The organism is Yinghuangia soli, from assembly GCF_021502675.1.
GTDB lineage: Bacteria > Actinomycetota > Actinomycetes > Streptomycetales > Streptomycetaceae > Yinghuangia > Yinghuangia soli.
Map to the genome: position 1 here is coordinate 167,965 of NZ_JAKFHA010000006.1, position 16,491 is coordinate 184,455.

Here is a 16,491-nt window from a genome sequence, read left to right on the forward strand (position 1 = left end):
GTCCCCGGCAGTTCGGCGTCCATGCTCGGCGTGCCGGTTTGGGAGCAGCGGGCGTGCAGTGTGAGGGTCGAAGCGCTGCGCGGGGCGGGGCGCAGCGCCCCGCCCCGCGCTCCCGCGCCGCCCCGAGCCGCAGCGTCCGGTCCGGAGCACCCGAACCGGCCCGATCAGCCCCCGATCGGGCCGGCGCTCCCGCAGAACCTGGAGAGCCATGACCACCGTGCCGCACGCGATTCCGGCCGCCCCCGGCCCCAACAACGCGCTCACCGACGTCGCCGGGCTCCGGGTCGGGCACGCCGAGTACGTCGGCGGCGGTGCACTGACCGGCGTCACCGTTGTGCTGACCCCGCCCGGCGGGGCGGTGGCCGCGGTGGAGGTCCGCGGCGGCGGGCCCGGCACCCGGGAGACCGATGCGCTGGACCCGCGGAACCTGGTGCCGCGCATCGAGGCCGTCGCGCTGTGCGGCGGCAGCGCCTACGGCCTGGAGGCCGCCTCGGGGGTGATGGCGTGGCTGGAGGACCAGGGCCGCGGCTTCCCGGTCGGCACCGCGCCGCACGAAGTGGTCCCCGTGGTGCCCGCGGCGGCGATCTTCGACCTGGGCCGCGGCGGCGATTTCCGGCGCCGTCCGGATGCGGCTCTGGGCCGGCTGGCCGCCGAGCGGGCCGCCGAGACGCCGGACCGCGCACCCATGCGCACCGGCGTGCTGGGCGCCGGCACGGGCGCCGTCGCCGGTGGCCTGAAAGGAGGGGTCGGGACCGCGAGTTGCGTTCTCGACGGCGGCGTGACGGTGGCCGCGCTGGCGGTGGTGAACGCCGCGGGATCACCGGCCGACCCGGCCGACGGACGGCTGTACGGGGCTCATCTCGGGCTGCCCGGCGAATTCCCCAGGGCTGCTCCCCCGGCCGACGAACACGCCGCCGCGATGGCGTATTTCGCCGCCCTGGCGGAGACTCCCCCGCCGCTCAACACGACGGTGGCCGTGGTGGCGACGGACGCCGCGCTCACCCGCGCGCAGGCGCTCAAGACGGCCGGTGCGGCGCACGACGGGATGGCCCGCGCGCTGCGTCCGGCGCACACCCTGTTCGACGGCGACACCGTCTTCGTCCTCGCCACCGGGACCCGGCCGCTGCCCGCGGTCCCCCCGGACAGCCCCTACGGAGTGGACGCGGAAGCAGCCGCTCTCGCGGCAATTCATGCAGCCGCCGCGGACGTTCTGGCCCGGGCGATCGTGGACGGGGTTCTTGCGGCGGAATCGACGGATATGGCCGCCGGCCCGGTGCCGTCCTATCGCTCGCTGTATCCGAGGGCCACCGCCCGTCACCGGCCGCGCCCCTGAATTCCCGGCCAATTCCCGATGATTCCGGAGGGAACGGGCCGATTCCCGCAGCCGCGGAATACGCAACTCCCGTACCAGGCCTTCAAGATCGACTGAAACTCCGCGGTTAAGGTGCAGTGCACACGCGGTTGTCCAGCCCCTATCATCCCCCGCAGCGCTCGAATTTCCGGTTTCCGCCGCCCCCACGGCTTCCGGCCGCCCGAGCGCATGAACTGCATGCGCGTCGGGGGCCGTCGACAGGCAGGCGATCTAGGAGGCGCGGCGGAATGGGGACGATCGACCATTTCTCGGCAGGACCCCTCACCCCGGCTCTGGCCTATGTGATGTCCTGCCTCGGTTCCGGACTCGGCCTTCTGTGCACCTCACGGGCTCGCGCGGTGGCCGGCTGGGCGCGCGGCCGATGGCTGATTCTCGCCGCCGCCTCGATCGGCGGAACCGGAATCTGGGTCATGCATTTCATTGCGATGCTGGGATTCTCCGTGGAAGGCACCGGCATTCGCTACGACGTGCAGCGCACGATCCTCAGCCTCGCCGTCTCGATCGCGGTGGTCGGCCTCGGCCTGTCGATCGTCGGCTACGCCGGGAACCGGGTCGCCGCGCTGCTGCTGGGCGGCACGGTCACCGGGGCCGGAGTGGCGAGCATGCACTACATGGGCATGTCCGCGATGTGGCTCCGGGCCGAGGTCAACTACGACACGCTCATCGTCGGGGTCTCGGTCGCCATCGCCGTGGTCGCGGCCACCGTCGCGCTGTGGATGGCGTTCAACATCAAAGGCCCGGCGGCCACCGCGACTTCCGCACTCATCATGGGCCTCGCGGTGAGTGGAATGCACTACACCGGAATGTACTCGATGAGTGTGGACATGTCCGGGTCGAGCGGCATGGCACACGGCGCCGAACCCGTGCAGTTCCTCGCCCCGCTCATCACCGGAATCAGTCTCTTCACTTTCGTCACACTCTTCATCGTCGCGCTCTCGCCGACCGAGGACGAAATGCAGGAAGAGGCGGAACTGGCCACCAGGCTGCAGCGGCTGACCCAGGACCAGGTAATTCGGCGGCGCGGCACGATACGCCCGGAACGCAGCCGCCGGTCCGCCGCGCGGCCGGCCCGCCCGGCCCCCGAGCCGGCCGCCGAGGAGTCGATCTCGGAATCGCTCTGGGGGAATTCCGGATTCACCGCGCCGGGCCTCCGGCACCCGGCCCCCGGCGGAATTCCGCATTCCGCTTCCGGTGCGGTGCCGACCCCGCCGAACGGCACTCCGCTGCCGCCCATGCCGCAGCGCCGCCCCGGGCAATCGCACGGGCAGGCGCAGGGGCGGACACCGGGGCAAGGATACGGACAAGGACAGGGGCAAGGGCAGGGACAGCAGCGCGGCCAAGAGCCGGGCGCCCACGAGGACTTCTTCCGGAACCCGCGGCTCTGAGCAGCCCCGGGCGGGCCGGACGGCTCCGCCCGCATCGCTCTGACGATCCGTAACGCCGCGGACACGCTGGAGTGATGCGGCCGCAATCCCGGGGGCCGAAGCTGTGCGGACAGCAAACGCACAGCAGACGCCCACCAGGGGGAGGCAGGCGCATGCCCGAGCCGATGTCCATCGCGGAGACGGCCCGCGCACTGCGCGACGGCCGCACCACCTCGCTCGACCTGGTCGCCGCCGCCCTCGAGCGCGCCGACCGGTTCGGCGCCCGGCTCGGCACCTTCGCGGAACGGCGCGATGAGGCGGCCCTCGCCGAGGCCGAGCGCGCCGATGCGGAACGCGCGGCCGGGCTGCACCTCGGCCCGCTGCACGGCGTCCCGCTGGGGGTGCGCGACATGCTGGCCGATTCGGTCGCGGTGACCCGGCTGCGCGACGCCGGGGCGGTCCTGCTCGGCACCACCACCGCAATGGAGTTCACCATCGGCCTGCCCGACCCCGGGCGGCCCACCGCGGTGCCGCGCAATCCGTGGAACCCGGCGACCTGGGCAGGCGGCGCGAGTTCGGGCACCGCGAACGGCGTGGCCGCGGGCCTCTTCCCGGCCGGCGTCGGCGCGGACGGCGCGGGCGGCATCCGCATGCCGTCCGCGTTCTGCGGCGTCACCGGCCTGCGGCCTACCCGCGGGCGGGTGCCCGGGCCGTCCGGTGCGGGCCGCGGCCGGCCGCTCGACCACATCGGGCCGGTGGCCCGGACCGCCGAGGACTGCGCGCTCATGCTGGCCGTGATGGCCGGCTTCGACGCCGGCGACCACCAGTGCGCGGACCGCCCGGTGCCCGACTACCGGGCGCGGCTGAACGGTGATCTGGACGGCGTCCGGATCGGCGTCGACCCGCTGATGCGCGTCGGCGGCGATCTCGCGGACCGCTCCCTTCCGCTGCGCTTCGGCTCGGCACTCGACGTGCTGGCGGCCGCCGGGGCGGTCATCGTCGAGGTCGAACTCCCCTTCGTCCGCGAGCTGTACGCGGCGGACATGCTGACCCTCGCGGCCGAGGCGCTGGCCCACCACGCCCCCGATCTGTCCACCCGCTGGGAGGAGTTCGGCACGGTAGGCCGCACCGCGTTCACCACCGGCGCGTTCTACACCGCGGCGGACTACGTGCGGGCACAAGGCGTCCGGCGGACCGGCCAGGAGGCCGTCAACAACCTGCTCGGCAAGGTCGACCTGCTGGTCACGCCGACCGCGACGGTCGGGGCGCCGCGCGTGGACACGCTGGACACCCCGGGCTTCATGGCGGTGTTCGGGTCCGCGGTGCACACGCCGTACTGGAGTGCGGTGGGCAATCCGACGCTGTCGGTCCCGGTCGGGTTCAGCGACGACGGACTGCCGCTCGCCATGCAGATCTCGGGCCGGCCGTTCGACGAGGCGACCGTGCTGCGGGCCGGCGAGGCGTACCAGCGCCGGGCCGGCTGGCACACCGAAATCCCGGACATGCGCGGCAAGTTGGCCAGGATCCCGGCAGCGGCGTAGGGACCGCAGGACGGCGTGCGCCGGGCGCACGCCGCGGGACCGGCGGGCGAACTATACGCCGGGGAATGGTGATGCAGGGCGATTCCGCGTACAAAGCGACGCAGCCCGTGTACTCCCGGTCACGCTGAAGGCCGAGAGGAGGTGCCGCTGTTCCCGCACGCCGAGCGGGACTGGCGCGGCACTACAGACATGGACCACTTCACGTACGGACCGCTCACCCCCGGGCTCGCCTTCCTGATGTCCTGCACCGGGGCCTGCCTGGGCCTGCTGTGCAGCGCGCGGGCGCAGGCCACCTCCGGTGCGGTGCGGGCCCGCTGGCTGGCGCTGGCGGCGTTGTCGCTCGGCGGCACCGGTATATGGGTGATGCACTTCATCGCCATGCTCGGCTTCAGCATCCCGGGCAGGCAGATCCGGTACGACATCCCGCTGACGCTGGCCAGCATGCTGCTCGCGGTGCTGGTGGTGGGCATCGGCCTGGCGCTGGCGATCGGCGGCGGCAGCAAGATCTCCACGCTGCTGGCCGGCGGGGCGCTCACCGGTACCGGGGTGGGCGGCATGCACTACCTGGGCATGGCGGCGATGAAGACCTCCGCGCCCATCTCGTACGACGCGCGCATCGTGGCGCTGTCCCTGGTGATCGCGATCGTGGCGGCGACCGCCGCGCTGTGGGCGGCACTTCACGTGCGCGGTATCAAGGCGACGGTGGCCGCGGTGCCGGTGATGGCCCTCGCGGTGTGCGGCATGCACTACACCGGGATGTACGCGATGCGCACGGAGGGCGGCGGCGCCCCCGGCTCGCGGCACGTGCACGGCGCCGAGCCGACCCAGTTCCTGGCCCCGATGATCACCGGGATCAGCCTGGTCACCATGGTGATCCTGGTGATCGTGGCGATCTGGCCGGACGTCGAGCAGATGGCCGACGACCGGGACTTCGACCTGCGGGTGGAGCGGCTGACGCACCCGGCCGGCTGAAGAGCCGCCGGCCGGGTGCGGATGCTCAGTCGTCCGCGAGCAGCGAGCCCAGGCGCTCGGTGGCCTCGACCCATTCCTCGACCATCGACAGCACGACCTCCTGGGTCGGCCGCACGCGGTCCATCGCGCCCACGATCTGGCCGACCGGCCAGCCGTTGAGCTCCTTGTTCTTGGTACGGGTGAAGCGGCGCGCGGCCTTGTTGTAGATCAGGCCCTGCAGCGGCATGGGCAGCGGGTCCGGGTTCTCCGGGTCTTCCCACGCCTCGGTCCACGCGCTGCGCAGCTGGCGGGCCGGCTTGCCGGTCATCGCGCGGGACCGCACGGTGTCGGTGGACTTGGCCTCCAGCAGGTTCTGCACGGCGGTCTCGTGGGTGTCCGCCTCGGCCACGGTCAGCCAGATGCTGCCGGTCCACACGCCCTGCGCGCCCAGCGCGAGCGCGGCGGCCATCTGGCGGCCGCCGCCGATGCCGCCTGCGGCGAGCACCGGGACGTCCGGGCCGACCACGTCGACGACCTGCGGGATCAGCACCATGGTGGAGATCTCGCCGCAGTGCCCGCCGGCCTCGGTGCCCTGCGCGACGACCACGTCGACGCCGGCCTCGACCTGCTTCTGGGCGTGCCGCGGGCTGCCGCACAGCGCACCGACCAGGACGCCCGCGTCGTGGCAGGCGTCGATGATGTCGGCGGGCGGCGGGCCGAGCGCGTTGACGAACATCTTGACCAGCGGGTGCTTGAGCGCGGTCTCGATCTGGGCGCGCGACTCGAGGTCGACGTTGAGGCCGGCCGCCTTGGCGGCCTTGCCCTCCAGGTCGGCGGGCAGCGGCGGGATGCCGTGCTTGTCGAGCAGCGCGTCGACGAACTGCCAGTGCGCTTCCGGGATGAGCTTCTCGAGGTTGGTCGGCAGCGCGTCGTCGCCGCCGCCCTTGCCGAGGTACTTCATCGGGATGGCCAGGTCGACGCCGTACGGGCGGCCGTCGACGTGCTCGTCGATCCAGGCGAGCTCGATCTCCAACTGGTCCGGGCTGAACGCCAGGGCGCCCAGCACGCCGAAGCCGCCCGCGCGGCTGACCGCGGCGACGACGTCCCGGCAGTGGGAGAAGGCGAAGATCGGGAACTCGATCCCGAGCTTTTCGCAGATGGGTGGCTTCATGGCAGGAGCCTAGACAGGGAACTTGACCAAATCAAGGTCAGGAGTCCTGTCTTTTGCCCGTCGCGAAAGAGGTCAGCTCGACGGGAGCTGCGAGCCGACCGCCCACATCGCGAAGTACTGCGCGGCGGCACCGTACGCCTGCGCGAGGGCCACCCGCGCACCGTCCACCTGGTGCTCGCCCGCAGCCCCGCGGACCTGCAGCGCCGCCTCCAGGAAGCGGAGCATGCCCGACGCGCCGATCGGGTTCGAGCTCAGCACGCCCCCGGACGGGTTGACCGGGAAGGAGCCGTCGAACGCGGTCTCGCCGCGGTCGACCATCTTCCAGCCCTCGCCGACCGGGGCGATGTCGTGGCCTTCCAGCCACATCGGCTCGTACCAGGAGAACGGCACGTACAGCTCGGCCACGTCGATCTGGCGGCGCGGGTCGGTGATGCCGGCCTGCTTGTACACGTCCCACGCGCAGTCCACGCCGGCCTGCGGGCGGATCGGGTCGCGGCCGTTGAACGAGGACGGCTCCGAGCGCATCGAGGTGCCCAGCACCCATGCCGGCGGGCGCCCGTCGGCGGCCGCGGCCTCGCCGCCCGCGCGGTCGGTCAGCACGATCGCGCCGGCGCCGTCCGAGGACGGGCACGACTCCAGGAAGTGCAGCGGGTCCCACATCATCGGGGACTCGCGGACCTTGTCGATCGAGATGTCCTTGAGGTGCAGGTGCGCGTACGGGTTCCGCAGCGCGTTCTGCCGGTCCTTGACCGCGATCTGCCAGCCGATGTGCTCCGGCGCCCCGGACTTGCGGATGTACGCACGGATCCACGGGGCGAACGCGCCGCCCGCGCCGATCGAGCCGGACTTGCCGCCGCCGAGGCCGAACTGCGCGTTGCCCTCGGACTGCTTCTCCCAGGCCACCGCCAGCACCCGCTTGTGCACCCGCGAACTGACCAGGTGCGAGGCCACGATCGCGGTCGAGCCGCCCACCGAACCGGCGGTGTGCACGCGGAAGACCGGCTTGCCGGCGCCGCCCAGCGCGTCCGCGAGGTACAGCTCGGGCTTCATGACGCCCTCGAAGATGTCCGGCGCCTTGCCGATCACCACCGCGTCGATGTCCGACCACGTCATCTGCGCGTCGTCGAGCGCGCGCTGCGCCGCCTCGCGGACCAGGCCCGCGATGGAGAGGTCGTCACGGCGCTTCTTGTGCTTCGTCTGGCCGATGCCGACGACGGCTACAGGCTCGTGCCCCATCAGTTGTCACCTTCCAGAATGCACACCAGGTTCTGCTGCAGCAGCGGACCCGAAGTGGCGTGCGCCAGCGTGCGGTTGCGGCCTCCGGAGAGGATCTGCTCGGCGGCCTCGGCGATCCGGACCAGGCCGGTCGACATCAGCGGGTTGCCGGTCAGGGCACCACCGGACGGGTTGACCACCACGTCGTCGCCGAGCCCGAGGGCCTGGCGCAGGACGACCTCCTGAGAGGTGAACGGGGCCATCAGCTCGGCCACCTCGACGCCGGCCACGCCGCCGGCCCGCTCCGCGGCGAGGCGCGTCGAGGCCGAGTCGGTCAGGTCGCGCAGCGCCGGGTTGTGCACCTCGCTGCGGTGGTCGATGCCGGCGATCCAGGCCGGGCGGGCCACCAGTTCGCGGGCCTTCTTGGCGGTGGCCATGACCACGCAGGACGCGCCGTCCGAGATGGGCGGCAGGTCGCTCTTGCGCAGCGGCGTGCGGTGGTACGGCTCGGCGAGCAGCTTCTCGACATCCGTCTCGAGCGAACGCAGCTGCTGCTTCGGGTTGTTCGCGGCGTCCCGGCGGGACCGCGAAGCGATCTCGGCGAGTTCGCGCTCGGTGGTCTTGCCGGACTCGATCAGCTGCCGGGCCTGGAGCGCGGCCAGCGAGACCGGGTCGGGGCCGAGCGGCGCGAGGTAGTACGGGTCCAGCTCGTTGATGTAGATCTCCGCCGGGTCGCCGGTCGAGGACTTGCCCGAGCCGACCGCGACGGCGATCTCGACGTCGCCGTGCTGCATGCGGACCCAGGCCTCGTACAGCGCCCAGGCGCCGTCCATCTCGACGTGCGACTCGTGGATCGGCGGCCACGCGCCCATCGCGTCGAGGTTGGGCACGAACGAGAAGGTGCCGCCGGACACGTAGTCGCACGAGCCCTGGCAGCTGAAGCCGATGTCCGAGCGCTTCAGTCCGACCTTGCCCAACGCCTCGTCGATGACCGCGATGAGCATCTCGGTCTCGGTGATGTCGTTGCGCCGTACGGAGGGGAGGTACGCGGTCGAGATGACCGCGATGTCGCTGTCGTTACGCACGATGCCTGTCTCCTGAGTGGCCACGGTCAGAACACCCGGTTCATGTACTGCTCGGCGGGCTCGTCGGGTTCACCGGTGTGCACCCAGCCCTCGATGAAGCCGGCCACCGTGCCCCAGCCCTTGCTGGTGATCTCCGCGGCGTCGCGCTCGGCGGCCGGGAACCACTGGGCCTTGACCCGCATGCCGACCCGGATCTCGCTCACCGGGATGCCGATGATCTGCTGCTGCGCGATCACCATCTCGTCGCCGTCCAGGACCACCGAGGCACGCGCAAACGGCTCGGTCTCCTTCTGGCCGGGGTACGGAGTCGGCGTGACGATGGTGTAGTTCGACACCACGCCGAAGTCCGGCAGCGCTTCCTCGTGCTCCTCGCCGAGGATGATCGCGTCCACCGAGCAGTAGCCGCGGCCCAGGAAGACGCGGTTGCACTGCGGGCAGCGCTGGCCCTTGATGACGCCGGCGCGCATGCTGGCCGCGTAGCGCTCCAGGGTCGGCGACAGCACGTCGGTGTAGGTGATGGTCGAGAAGTAGTCCATGGTCTGGACGTCCTGCGCCTCGCCGGCCGCGGGACCCTCGGGGGTCTCGCCGGGCACGAACGCGACGATGTCGTCGATCCGGCCGACCGGTTCGTCGCGCCAGCGCGGCACGACGCGCATGCCGGTGGACACCGCGTCCTCGCTGCCCGCGTCCAGCGCGTGCAGCAGGTTGGTGTCGGCACCGTCCAGCTTGATCAGCGCGTACGCGAACGGCCGGTCCAGCGGGTGGTGCTTGCCGGGCTCGGCGACCCAGGTCCAGGACACCACGGTGCCCGCGGGGCCGACCTCGACGAAGTCCTCGGCGAGCTGGTTCCCGGTCTCCGGGTCGTACTCCATGGGCGGCACGATGACCCGGTCGCCGCTGCGGATCCCGACGATGCGCTGCGCGGTGAGCTCGGAGAAGAAGCGGCTGATCACCGGTCCGAGCGTGCGCTTGTACGGGAACTGGATGGTGCTGCTTGTCTGTGTCGACACGCGGTCGTCCTCTCGGCGCGGGGCGGATCGGCGGTCTGGTGGGGATTGGCTGGTCAGGAACCCTGCGCCGCGACGCGGGCGGCCCACTTGTAGTCGGCTTTGCCGACGTTGGTGCGGCCGATCTCCTCGGTGAGGACGACCGATCGCGGAACCTTGTAGCCGGCCAGCAAAGTGCGGCAGTGCTCGGCCAGTTCGTCGTACGACGGGGCAGTGCCCTCGCGCGGCGCGACGACCGCGACCACGCGCGCGCCCCAGCGCTCGTCGGGCACCCCGACCACGATGCAGTCGAACACGTCCGGATGCGCCTTGAGCGCGGACTCGACCTCTTCGGGGTAGATCTTCTCGCCGCCGGAGTTGATGCACACCGAGCCGCGGCCGAGCATGACGATGGCGCCGTCCGCCTCGATCATGCCGAAGTCGCCGGGCACCACGTAGCGCACGCCGTCCACCACGGGGAAGGTCGCGGCCGTCTTGACCTCGTCCTTCCAGTAGCCGAGCGGGATGTGCCCGGAGCGGGCGATGCGGCCGACCACGCCGGAACCCGGCTCGACCGGCTTCATGGTGTCCAGGTCGAGCACGGTGACCTGCGGACCCATGAGGAACCGCGGCGCGTTGCCCGCCGCGTCGTCCTTGTCGACCGTCTCCTTCTTGACCCCGCTGCCGCCGGCGCCCAGTTCGGAGCTGCCGTAGCTGTCGTTGATCATCAGGTGCGGCACGACGGCCTTGAGCTCGTCCTTGACCGCCTCGGAGAGCACCGCGCCGCCGGAGCCGACGACGTAGAGCTTGGACAGGTCGTACGAGCCCTGCTTGGCGGCGTCGGCCAGCGGGCGCCCCATCGCGTCGCCGACGATCTGGATCGAGGAGACCTGCTCCTTCTCGACGATCTGCAGCAGGTCCGCGGCGTCGTACTTGCGCGCGGTGTAAAGCACGATGCGGTTGCCGGCCAGCAGGCCGCCGACCGCGAACCACTGCGCGGCGCCGTGCATGAGCGGCGCGGCAGGCATGAAGGTGAGCCGGAAGTCGCGCTCGGCATTGCGGACGATCTCACCCGGGGCCGCGATCGGCGTGCCCGGCCAACCGCCGCCGCCCATCGCCCCGAAGAAGATGTCCTCGTGGCGCCACATGGTGCCCTTGGGCATGCCGGTGGTGCCGCCGGTGTAGACGATGTACCCGTCGTCCGCGCTGCGCTGCTCGAAGCCCCGCTCGGGCGACGCCGCGGCCAGCGCCGCCTCGTAGTCCACCGCCCCCGGGACGTCCTCGACATCCGGCTGCTCGTCCGCGATCGACACGTACGTCTTCAGCGCCGGGAACTTGCCCGCCAGCCCGGCGAGCCGGTCCGCGTACCCGCGCTCGTAGACCATCGCGACCAGGTCGGCATCGCCCAGCAGGTAGTCCAGCTCGGCCTCGACGTACCGGTAATTGATGTTGACCGGCACCGCCCGGATCTTCCACGCGGCGAGCAGCGCCTCCATGAACTCGGCGCGGTTGAAGCTGTACAGGCCGATATGGTCGCCCGCCCCCACACCCGCCGCGGCAAGGTGGTGCGCAAGGCGATTCGCCCGCTCGTCGAGCTGCCGGTACGTACGTCGCTGGTCGCCTGCCACGAGCACCTCGGTGTCGCCGCCCGCATCCGCGAGCAGCTCCCAGAGGTCGGCGAGATTGAAGTCGGCCACGGCCGCACGATAGGTAAGGTTCCTTGACGACGTCAATGGTTATGGAAAACGCGTAGTCGTGACGATCCCCACGGCGACCCCGGCCCGCCCTGCGCCACGGGCCGGGGCGACAGCAGGTCCGGCCGCCGCGTCGCGGGGCTACTCGAAGCTCAGCGGCACGACCTCGAAGGGGGCCGCGAAGCGGGTGCCGAGGCGGGTGCCGGCCATGCGGGAGAGGCCTTCCAGCCACTCGGCGGGGTCCGACATCGCACCGCCGGACTTGAGGCCGGCGAGGTAGGCGGCGTGCGCCTCGAGAGAGGCGACGCCGGCCGCGAAGGTGTCGGTGGTGTCGACCGCGTGCCCGGAGATCGGCGAGCCGGCGGCCCAGATCTCCTTGACGCCGCCCCAGGGTTCGAGGCCCTCGGATTCGGCGAGTTCGCGGAAGATCCAGCGGTTGCCGGCGTCGCGGGCGCCGTCGAGGACGGCCTTGCCGGTGGCGATGTGGTCGGCCTGGTTCGGGACCGCGCCGCCGTACGTCTCGCGCCAGTTGTTGGTGATGACGATGTCGGGGCGGTGCCGGCGGACGACGCGGGCGACCTCGCGGCGCAGCGCGAGGCCGTATTCGAGGACGCCGTCGGGCAAGCCGAGGAACTCGACGACGTCGACGCCGACGAGGGCCGCCGAGGCGATCTGCTCGGCTTCGCGGACGGGCTTGGCCTCGTCCGGGTGCATGCTGTCGATGCCCGCCTCGCCGCTGGTGGCCATCACGTAGACGACCTTCTTGCCCTGGCCGGTCCAGCGGGCGATGGCTGCGGCGGCGCCGTACTCCATGTCGTCCGGGTGGGCGACGATCGCGACCGCCGTGGACCAGTCCTCGCGCAGCGGGACGAACGGGGCGGGCGACGGCTCGGACATGGCAGGACCTCCGGGTTATAGTGTCCCCTGGAAACTGTATACACAGGAGACTATTATGGCCGTGATGGGTGCTTCGCATACTGCGACGCTCGTGTCCGCGTACCTGTCCGCGTTGGAGCGGGCCGACCTGGACGCGGTGCTCAAGTTGTTCGTACCAGGCGCGACGGTGCATTCGCCTCTGTACGGGACGAAATCCGCGAGCGAGTTCTTCCCCGAGGTGTTCGCCGACACCTCGCGGGCCGAGCTCCACCTGCGCGGCGTGATGGAAGGCCGCGGGGCGGAGGGGCAGCGGCTGGTGTCCTTCTGGTTCCGCTACGACTGGTGGATGGCCTCCGGCACACCGGCCCCGTTCGACGTGGTGGACCTGGCCGAACTGGGCGACGACGGGCGCATCACGACGCTGCGGATCGTCTACGACACGGTGGACGTGCGGCCGAAGTACGAGGCGGAGCTTGCCGCAAGGTGAGGCGGGGCGGGACGGCCCGGCGTGACGGCTACTCGCCGGGGCGCGGCAGCAGGCCCGCTTCCATGGCGACGGTGACGGCCGCGGTGCGGTCGTCCACGCCGAGCTTGGCGAACGCGCGCAGCAGGTGGGTCTTCACGGTCGCCTCGCCGATGTAGAGCTCGCGGCCGATGTCGGCGTTCGTCAGGCCGCGGGCGACCAGGCCGAGCACCTGCGTCTCGCGCGGGCTCAGCGACTCCCGGACGGGTGCGCGCAGGCGCGTGACCAGCTTGGCGGCGACCGGCGGGGCGAGCACGGTCTCGCCGCGGGCGGCGGCGCGGACCGCCGCGGCCAGGTCCGCGCGGGGCGTGTCCTTGAGCAGGTATCCGGCGGCCCCCGCCTCGACCGCGCGCACGATGTCGGTGTCGGTGTCGTACGTGGTCAGGATCAGGACGCGTACACCGGGCAGTTCGCGGGTGATGCGGCCGGTCGCGGTGACGCCGTCCGTGCCCGGCATGCGCAGGTCCATCAGGACCACGTCGGGGCGCAGTCCGGCAGCCATCGCGACCGCCTGCTCGCCGTCCTCGGCGGCGCCCACGACTTCGAGGTCCGGCTCGCCGGCGAGCATGCCGGCCAGGCCCTCGCGGACCACCGGGTGGTCGTCGGCCAGCAGCAGCCGGATGATGGCGGGTGCGCCCGCGGTCTCGTCGGCGTCCATGGTCAGGGGATCTCCACGCGTACGGTCGTGCCCTCGCCCGGTGCACCGGTGATCTCCAGCGTGCCGCGGGCCTGTTCGATGCGGGCGCGCATGCCGCGCAGCCCGTAGCCGCCGGGTCCGTTCCCGGCGGGCGCGGCGAATCCGCAGCCGTTGTCGCGGACCACCAGCCGTACGCTGTCCGGCCGGTAGGCCAGTTCGGCGTCCACCGAGGTCGCCGCCGCGTGCTTGCGGACGTTCGCCAGGCACTCCTGGACCGTGCGGACGAGCACCACCTGGGTCGTCGCGGGCAGGTCGCGCGGGGTGCCGGCCACCCGGAACTCGGCCGCGATCTCCAGTTCTTCGGCCAGCCCCGCGACGGCCCGCCCGAGGGCGTCCTGCAAGGTGCCGCCGGCCAGTTCGACCGGGTCCTGCGCGGCGACCAGGGCGCGGGCGTCGGCGAGGTTCTCGCGGGCCGTGCGGGCCGCGAGGTCGAGCCGCCGCCGCGTGCTCTCCACATCGGTGTCCAGCGTCGCCTCGGCGGCCTGCACGAGCATCACCAGGCTGGTGAAGCCCTGCGCCAGGGTGTCGTGGATCTCCCGGGCCAGCCGCTGGCGCTCGGCCAGGACGCCGGCCTCGTGGTTGGCCTCGGCCAGTTCCGCGCGGGTGCGCTCCAGTTCCTCGATGAGCCGGCCGCGCCGCTCCGACTCGTGGATCAGCACGCTGGTCACGAAGCCGAGGCCGAGGCTGGTGAGCATCGCGATGGCCACCGTGACCAGGGCCCCCACGACCGAGGTGCCGCCCTCGCCGTCGTGCACCGCCGTCCCGGCGACCGCGAGGACCGCGGTCAGCCCGATGGCCGCGGTCCGGATCCAGACGGTGTCGAGCACCGCCCACAGGTGCGGGAAGACGACGTACAGGATCACCAGGCCGGCGGGGGCGGTGAAGGCCATCACGGCGGAGGCCCCGACCGCGACCGCGAGGTAGAGGTACGCGCGGTACCCGCCGGGCCGCTGCATCGACGGGGCCATCAGGCCCGCGTAGGCCGCGGCGTACCCGGCGAGTGCCGCGTATCCCCAGGGCGACGCCCCGTGGTCGGCGAGCAGCACGACCGCGATGACGATGACCAGGGCGTACGCGAAGTGCCACACCCACAGCACCTTCGTCCGCCACTCGCCGTCCTCTTCGGGAAGCGTCGACGTCCACGGCCCGGCCTCGTCGGTCACCCTTCGTCCTTGCCCTTCCAGCGGAACCACTTCATGCACATGATGAACCCGACGACGACCCACGCGGCGAGAACCAGCGCAGTGCGGCCGTGTTCCCAGCTGCCGGCCGGTTCCACCGCGGCGTACGCATCGGGCAGGAACACCGAGCGCATGCCCTGGCACATCCACTTGAGCGGGAAGAGTGAGGCGACGGTCTGCAGCCCCCTGGGCAGCTCCGCGAAGACCACGAACACGCCGGAGATGAACTGCAGCACCATGACCGGCATGATCACCAGCGGGCCGCCGTTCTCGCCCTTGATGAGGTTGCTGCACACCAGGCCGAGCAGCGTGCACGCGGTCGCGCCGAGCAGGTAGACCCAGGCGAACGTGAACCAACGGCCCGGCGCGGTGGGCAGATCGAGGCCGAAGAACATGGAGCCGATGCCGAGCAGGACGACGGCCTGGCCGAGGCTGACCACGACCACCATGGCGATCTTGCCGAGGAAGTACGAGGCAGGCGGCATCGGCGTGGCCCGCAGCCGCTTCAGGGTCCCGTTGTGGCGCTCCATGCCGACCTGCAGTGACAGGCCCTGCAGGCACGCGGACAGGATCCCGGTCGCCAGCATGCCGGTCACGTAGATCTGCTGCGTACTGACCCCGGTCCCCTCGTAGGTGTGGTCGAAGATCGAGGCGAGGAGCAGGAACATCACGATCGGCATCGAGAAGGTGAAGAACACCTGGCGCCGGTCGCGGAAGAACTGCCGCAGCTCCAGGGCCGCGCGGGCCCGGCCGATGCGCAGCGTGCCGGGCCCGTCCGCGGCGGGCGGGCGTACCCGGACGGGGTCGGTCAGGGTCGCGGTCATCGGGCTTCTCCGATCAGCTTCAGGTAGGTGTCCTCGAGCGTGGGGCGGTCGACCGCGAGGTCGGGCACCTCGCCGTCCGCTCCGCCGAGGCGTACGGCGAGTTCGGCGACCAGGGCGGTGGGCGCGGCGGTGACGGCCTCGCGCGCGGTGCCGCCCTCGGTCCAGCGGACCGTCGCCGGGGCCAGGTGGCGGCCGCCGAGCCGGTCCGGGGTGTCGACGTCCACGAGGCGGCCGCCGGCCAGGACGCCGACCCGGTCCGCGAGGTGTTCGGCCTCGTCCAGGTAGTGCGTGGTGAGCAGGATCGTGGTGCCGCCGTCCCGCAGCGACGCGACCAGGTCCCAGAACCTGCGGCGCACCTCGGGGTCGAAGCCGGTGGTCGGCTCGTCGAGGAAGAGGAGTTCGGGGTCGCCCAGGATGCCGAGCGCGACGTCCAGGCGGCGGCGCTGGCCGCCGGACAGCTGCGCGGTGCGGCTGCGCGCCTTGTCGGCGAGTCCGACCGCGGAGATGACGTCGTCGGGGTCGCGCGGCGCCGGGTAGTAGAGCGCGAAGTGGTGCACGATCTCCCGCACCGTCAGTTCCGCGAAGTCCTTGGACTCCTGCAGCACGATCCCGATCCGGGCCCGCCACGCGCGGTCCGCCCGGGCCGGGTCGGCGCCGAGCACCGACACCTCGCCCGCATCGCGGTCGCGCTGGCCTTCCAGGATCTCGGTGGTCGTGGTCTTGCCCGCGCCGTTCGGGCCGAGCAGCGCGAAGATCTCGCCGGTGCGCACGTCGAGGTCGATGCCGTCCACAGCGGTGTGCGCGCCGTATTGCTTGCGCAGTCCCCGTACCCGGATCGCGGTGCCGGGCTTCGTCGTCTCCATGCCCCGACTCTCCCGGTCGGCCGGGGGTCCGCGGGACGTACAGCCGGTTGACGCGGGCTGTCCACCGAACGGTGGACAGCCCGCGGCGCGCGCACGCAGCGTGATGCGCGTCGTACCGATGTGCGGGCTTTGGTGGCAGCATCGGACG

General features: G+C 72.0%; 15 protein-coding genes. 5 read left to right on the plus strand and 10 right to left on the minus strand.

What is annotated here, in order from left to right; translation table 11 throughout:
- Nucleotides 1–208: 208 nt before the first annotated feature.
- The 4 genes from LZ495_RS13800 to LZ495_RS13815 all read left to right on the plus strand — a co-directional run bounded on the left by LZ495_RS13800 (nt 209) and on the right by LZ495_RS13815 (nt 5,249).
- Nucleotides 209–1,333 (plus strand): P1 family peptidase, encoded by a 1,125-nt coding sequence (locus LZ495_RS13800; protein WP_235052446.1) that lies wholly within the window; start codon nt 209–211, stop codon nt 1,331–1,333.
- A gap of 128 nt (nt 1,334–1,461) precedes the next feature.
- A complete protein-coding gene (locus LZ495_RS44815; RefSeq protein WP_308268073.1) occupies nt 1,462–2,757 on the plus strand; it encodes an MHYT domain-containing protein in 1,296 nt (431 codons plus the stop codon).
- Between the two features lie 152 nt (nt 2,758–2,909).
- The gene (locus tag LZ495_RS13810) at nt 2,910–4,277 is read left to right on the plus strand and encodes an amidase (protein ID WP_235052447.1); all 1,368 of its coding nucleotides are present in this window, start codon (nt 2,910–2,912) and stop codon (nt 4,275–4,277) included.
- Between the two features lie 189 nt (nt 4,278–4,466).
- On the plus strand, nt 4,467–5,249 hold the full coding sequence (locus LZ495_RS13815) for an MHYT domain-containing protein (RefSeq protein WP_235052448.1): 783 nt from the start codon (nt 4,467–4,469) through the stop codon (nt 5,247–5,249).
- A gap of 25 nt (nt 5,250–5,274) precedes the next feature.
- On the opposite strand, the gene LZ495_RS13820 is transcribed toward LZ495_RS13815, so the two are convergent.
- The 6 genes from LZ495_RS13820 to LZ495_RS13845 all read right to left on the minus strand — a co-directional run bounded on the left by LZ495_RS13820 (nt 5,275) and on the right by LZ495_RS13845 (nt 12,276).
- Nucleotides 5,275–6,399 (minus strand): nitronate monooxygenase, encoded by a 1,125-nt coding sequence (locus LZ495_RS13820; RefSeq protein ID WP_235052449.1) that lies wholly within the window; start codon nt 6,397–6,399, stop codon nt 5,275–5,277.
- Between the two features lie 72 nt (nt 6,400–6,471).
- A complete protein-coding gene (locus tag LZ495_RS13825; protein ID WP_235052450.1) occupies nt 6,472–7,635 on the minus strand; it encodes a thiolase family protein in 1,164 nt (387 codons plus the stop codon).
- A complete protein-coding gene (locus tag LZ495_RS13830; RefSeq protein WP_235052451.1) occupies nt 7,635–8,699 on the minus strand; it encodes a thiolase family protein in 1,065 nt (354 codons plus the stop codon). Before LZ495_RS13830 ends, LZ495_RS13825 begins: the two co-directional genes overlap by 1 nt.
- Nucleotides 8,700–8,725: 26 nt before the next feature.
- A complete protein-coding gene (locus tag LZ495_RS13835) occupies nt 8,726–9,709 on the minus strand; it encodes a Zn-ribbon domain-containing OB-fold protein (protein ID WP_235052452.1) in 984 nt (327 codons plus the stop codon).
- A gap of 53 nt (nt 9,710–9,762) precedes the next feature.
- Nucleotides 9,763–11,382: an acyl-CoA synthetase gene (locus LZ495_RS13840; protein ID WP_235052453.1), complete on the minus strand. Its 1,620-nt coding sequence runs from the start codon at nt 11,380–11,382 to the stop codon at nt 9,763–9,765.
- Nucleotides 11,383–11,520: 138 nt separating this feature from the next.
- Nucleotides 11,521–12,276: a PIG-L deacetylase family protein gene (locus LZ495_RS13845; protein WP_235052454.1), complete on the minus strand. Its 756-nt coding sequence runs from the start codon at nt 12,274–12,276 to the stop codon at nt 11,521–11,523.
- A gap of 64 nt (nt 12,277–12,340) precedes the next feature.
- On the opposite strand from LZ495_RS13845, the gene LZ495_RS13850 reads away from it, so the two are divergent.
- The gene (locus LZ495_RS13850; protein WP_235052455.1) at nt 12,341–12,742 is read left to right on the plus strand and encodes a nuclear transport factor 2 family protein; all 402 of its coding nucleotides are present in this window, start codon (nt 12,341–12,343) and stop codon (nt 12,740–12,742) included.
- 28 nt (nt 12,743–12,770) lie between these two features.
- Here the strand turns inward: LZ495_RS13850 and LZ495_RS13855 are convergent, their stop codons facing one another.
- The 4 genes from LZ495_RS13855 to LZ495_RS13870 are packed head-to-tail and all read right to left on the minus strand — an operon-like array spanning nt 12,771 to nt 16,343.
- Nucleotides 12,771–13,403, minus strand: coding sequence for a response regulator transcription factor (locus LZ495_RS13855; protein ID WP_235052620.1), 633 nt, complete (start codon nt 13,401–13,403; stop codon nt 12,771–12,773).
- A 35-nt stretch (nt 13,404–13,438) separates the two neighbouring features.
- Complete coding sequence (locus tag LZ495_RS44820) at nt 13,439–14,638, minus strand: sensor histidine kinase (RefSeq protein WP_235052456.1); 1,200 nt, start codon at nt 14,636–14,638, stop codon at nt 13,439–13,441.
- Complete coding sequence (locus LZ495_RS13865; RefSeq protein ID WP_235052457.1) at nt 14,635–15,480, minus strand: ABC transporter permease; 846 nt, start codon at nt 15,478–15,480, stop codon at nt 14,635–14,637. The genes LZ495_RS44820 and LZ495_RS13865 overlap by 4 nt, the downstream gene beginning before the upstream one ends.
- Entirely contained in the window at nt 15,477–16,343 is an 867-nt protein-coding gene (locus tag LZ495_RS13870) for an ABC transporter ATP-binding protein (protein WP_235052458.1), read from the minus strand. Before LZ495_RS13870 ends, LZ495_RS13865 begins: the two co-directional genes overlap by 4 nt.
- Between the last annotated feature and the right edge of the window lie 148 nt (nt 16,344–16,491).

Bases quoted from the DNA above. Each gene is read 5' to 3' on its own strand.
- LZ495_RS13870 (WP_235052458.1), bottom strand. From the start codon at position 16,343: ATGGAGACGACGAAGCCCGGCACCGCGATCCGGGTACGGGGACTGCGC.
- LZ495_RS13820 (WP_235052449.1), bottom strand. From the start codon at position 6,399: ATGAAGCCACCCATCTGCGAAAAGCTCGGGATCGAGTTCCCGATCTTC.
- LZ495_RS13800 (WP_235052446.1), top strand. From the start codon at position 209: ATGACCACCGTGCCGCACGCGATTCCGGCCGCCCCCGGCCCCAACAAC.
- LZ495_RS13865 (WP_235052457.1), bottom strand. From the start codon at position 15,480: ATGACCGCGACCCTGACCGACCCCGTCCGGGTACGCCCGCCCGCCGCG.
- LZ495_RS13845 (WP_235052454.1), bottom strand. From the start codon at position 12,276: ATGTCCGAGCCGTCGCCCGCCCCGTTCGTCCCGCTGCGCGAGGACTGG.
- LZ495_RS13810 (WP_235052447.1), top strand. From the start codon at position 2,910: ATGCCCGAGCCGATGTCCATCGCGGAGACGGCCCGCGCACTGCGCGAC.
- LZ495_RS13850 (WP_235052455.1), top strand. From the start codon at position 12,341: ATGGGTGCTTCGCATACTGCGACGCTCGTGTCCGCGTACCTGTCCGCG.
- LZ495_RS13815 (WP_235052448.1), top strand. From the start codon at position 4,467: ATGGACCACTTCACGTACGGACCGCTCACCCCCGGGCTCGCCTTCCTG.
- LZ495_RS13825 (WP_235052450.1), bottom strand. From the start codon at position 7,635: ATGGGGCACGAGCCTGTAGCCGTCGTCGGCATCGGCCAGACGAAGCAC.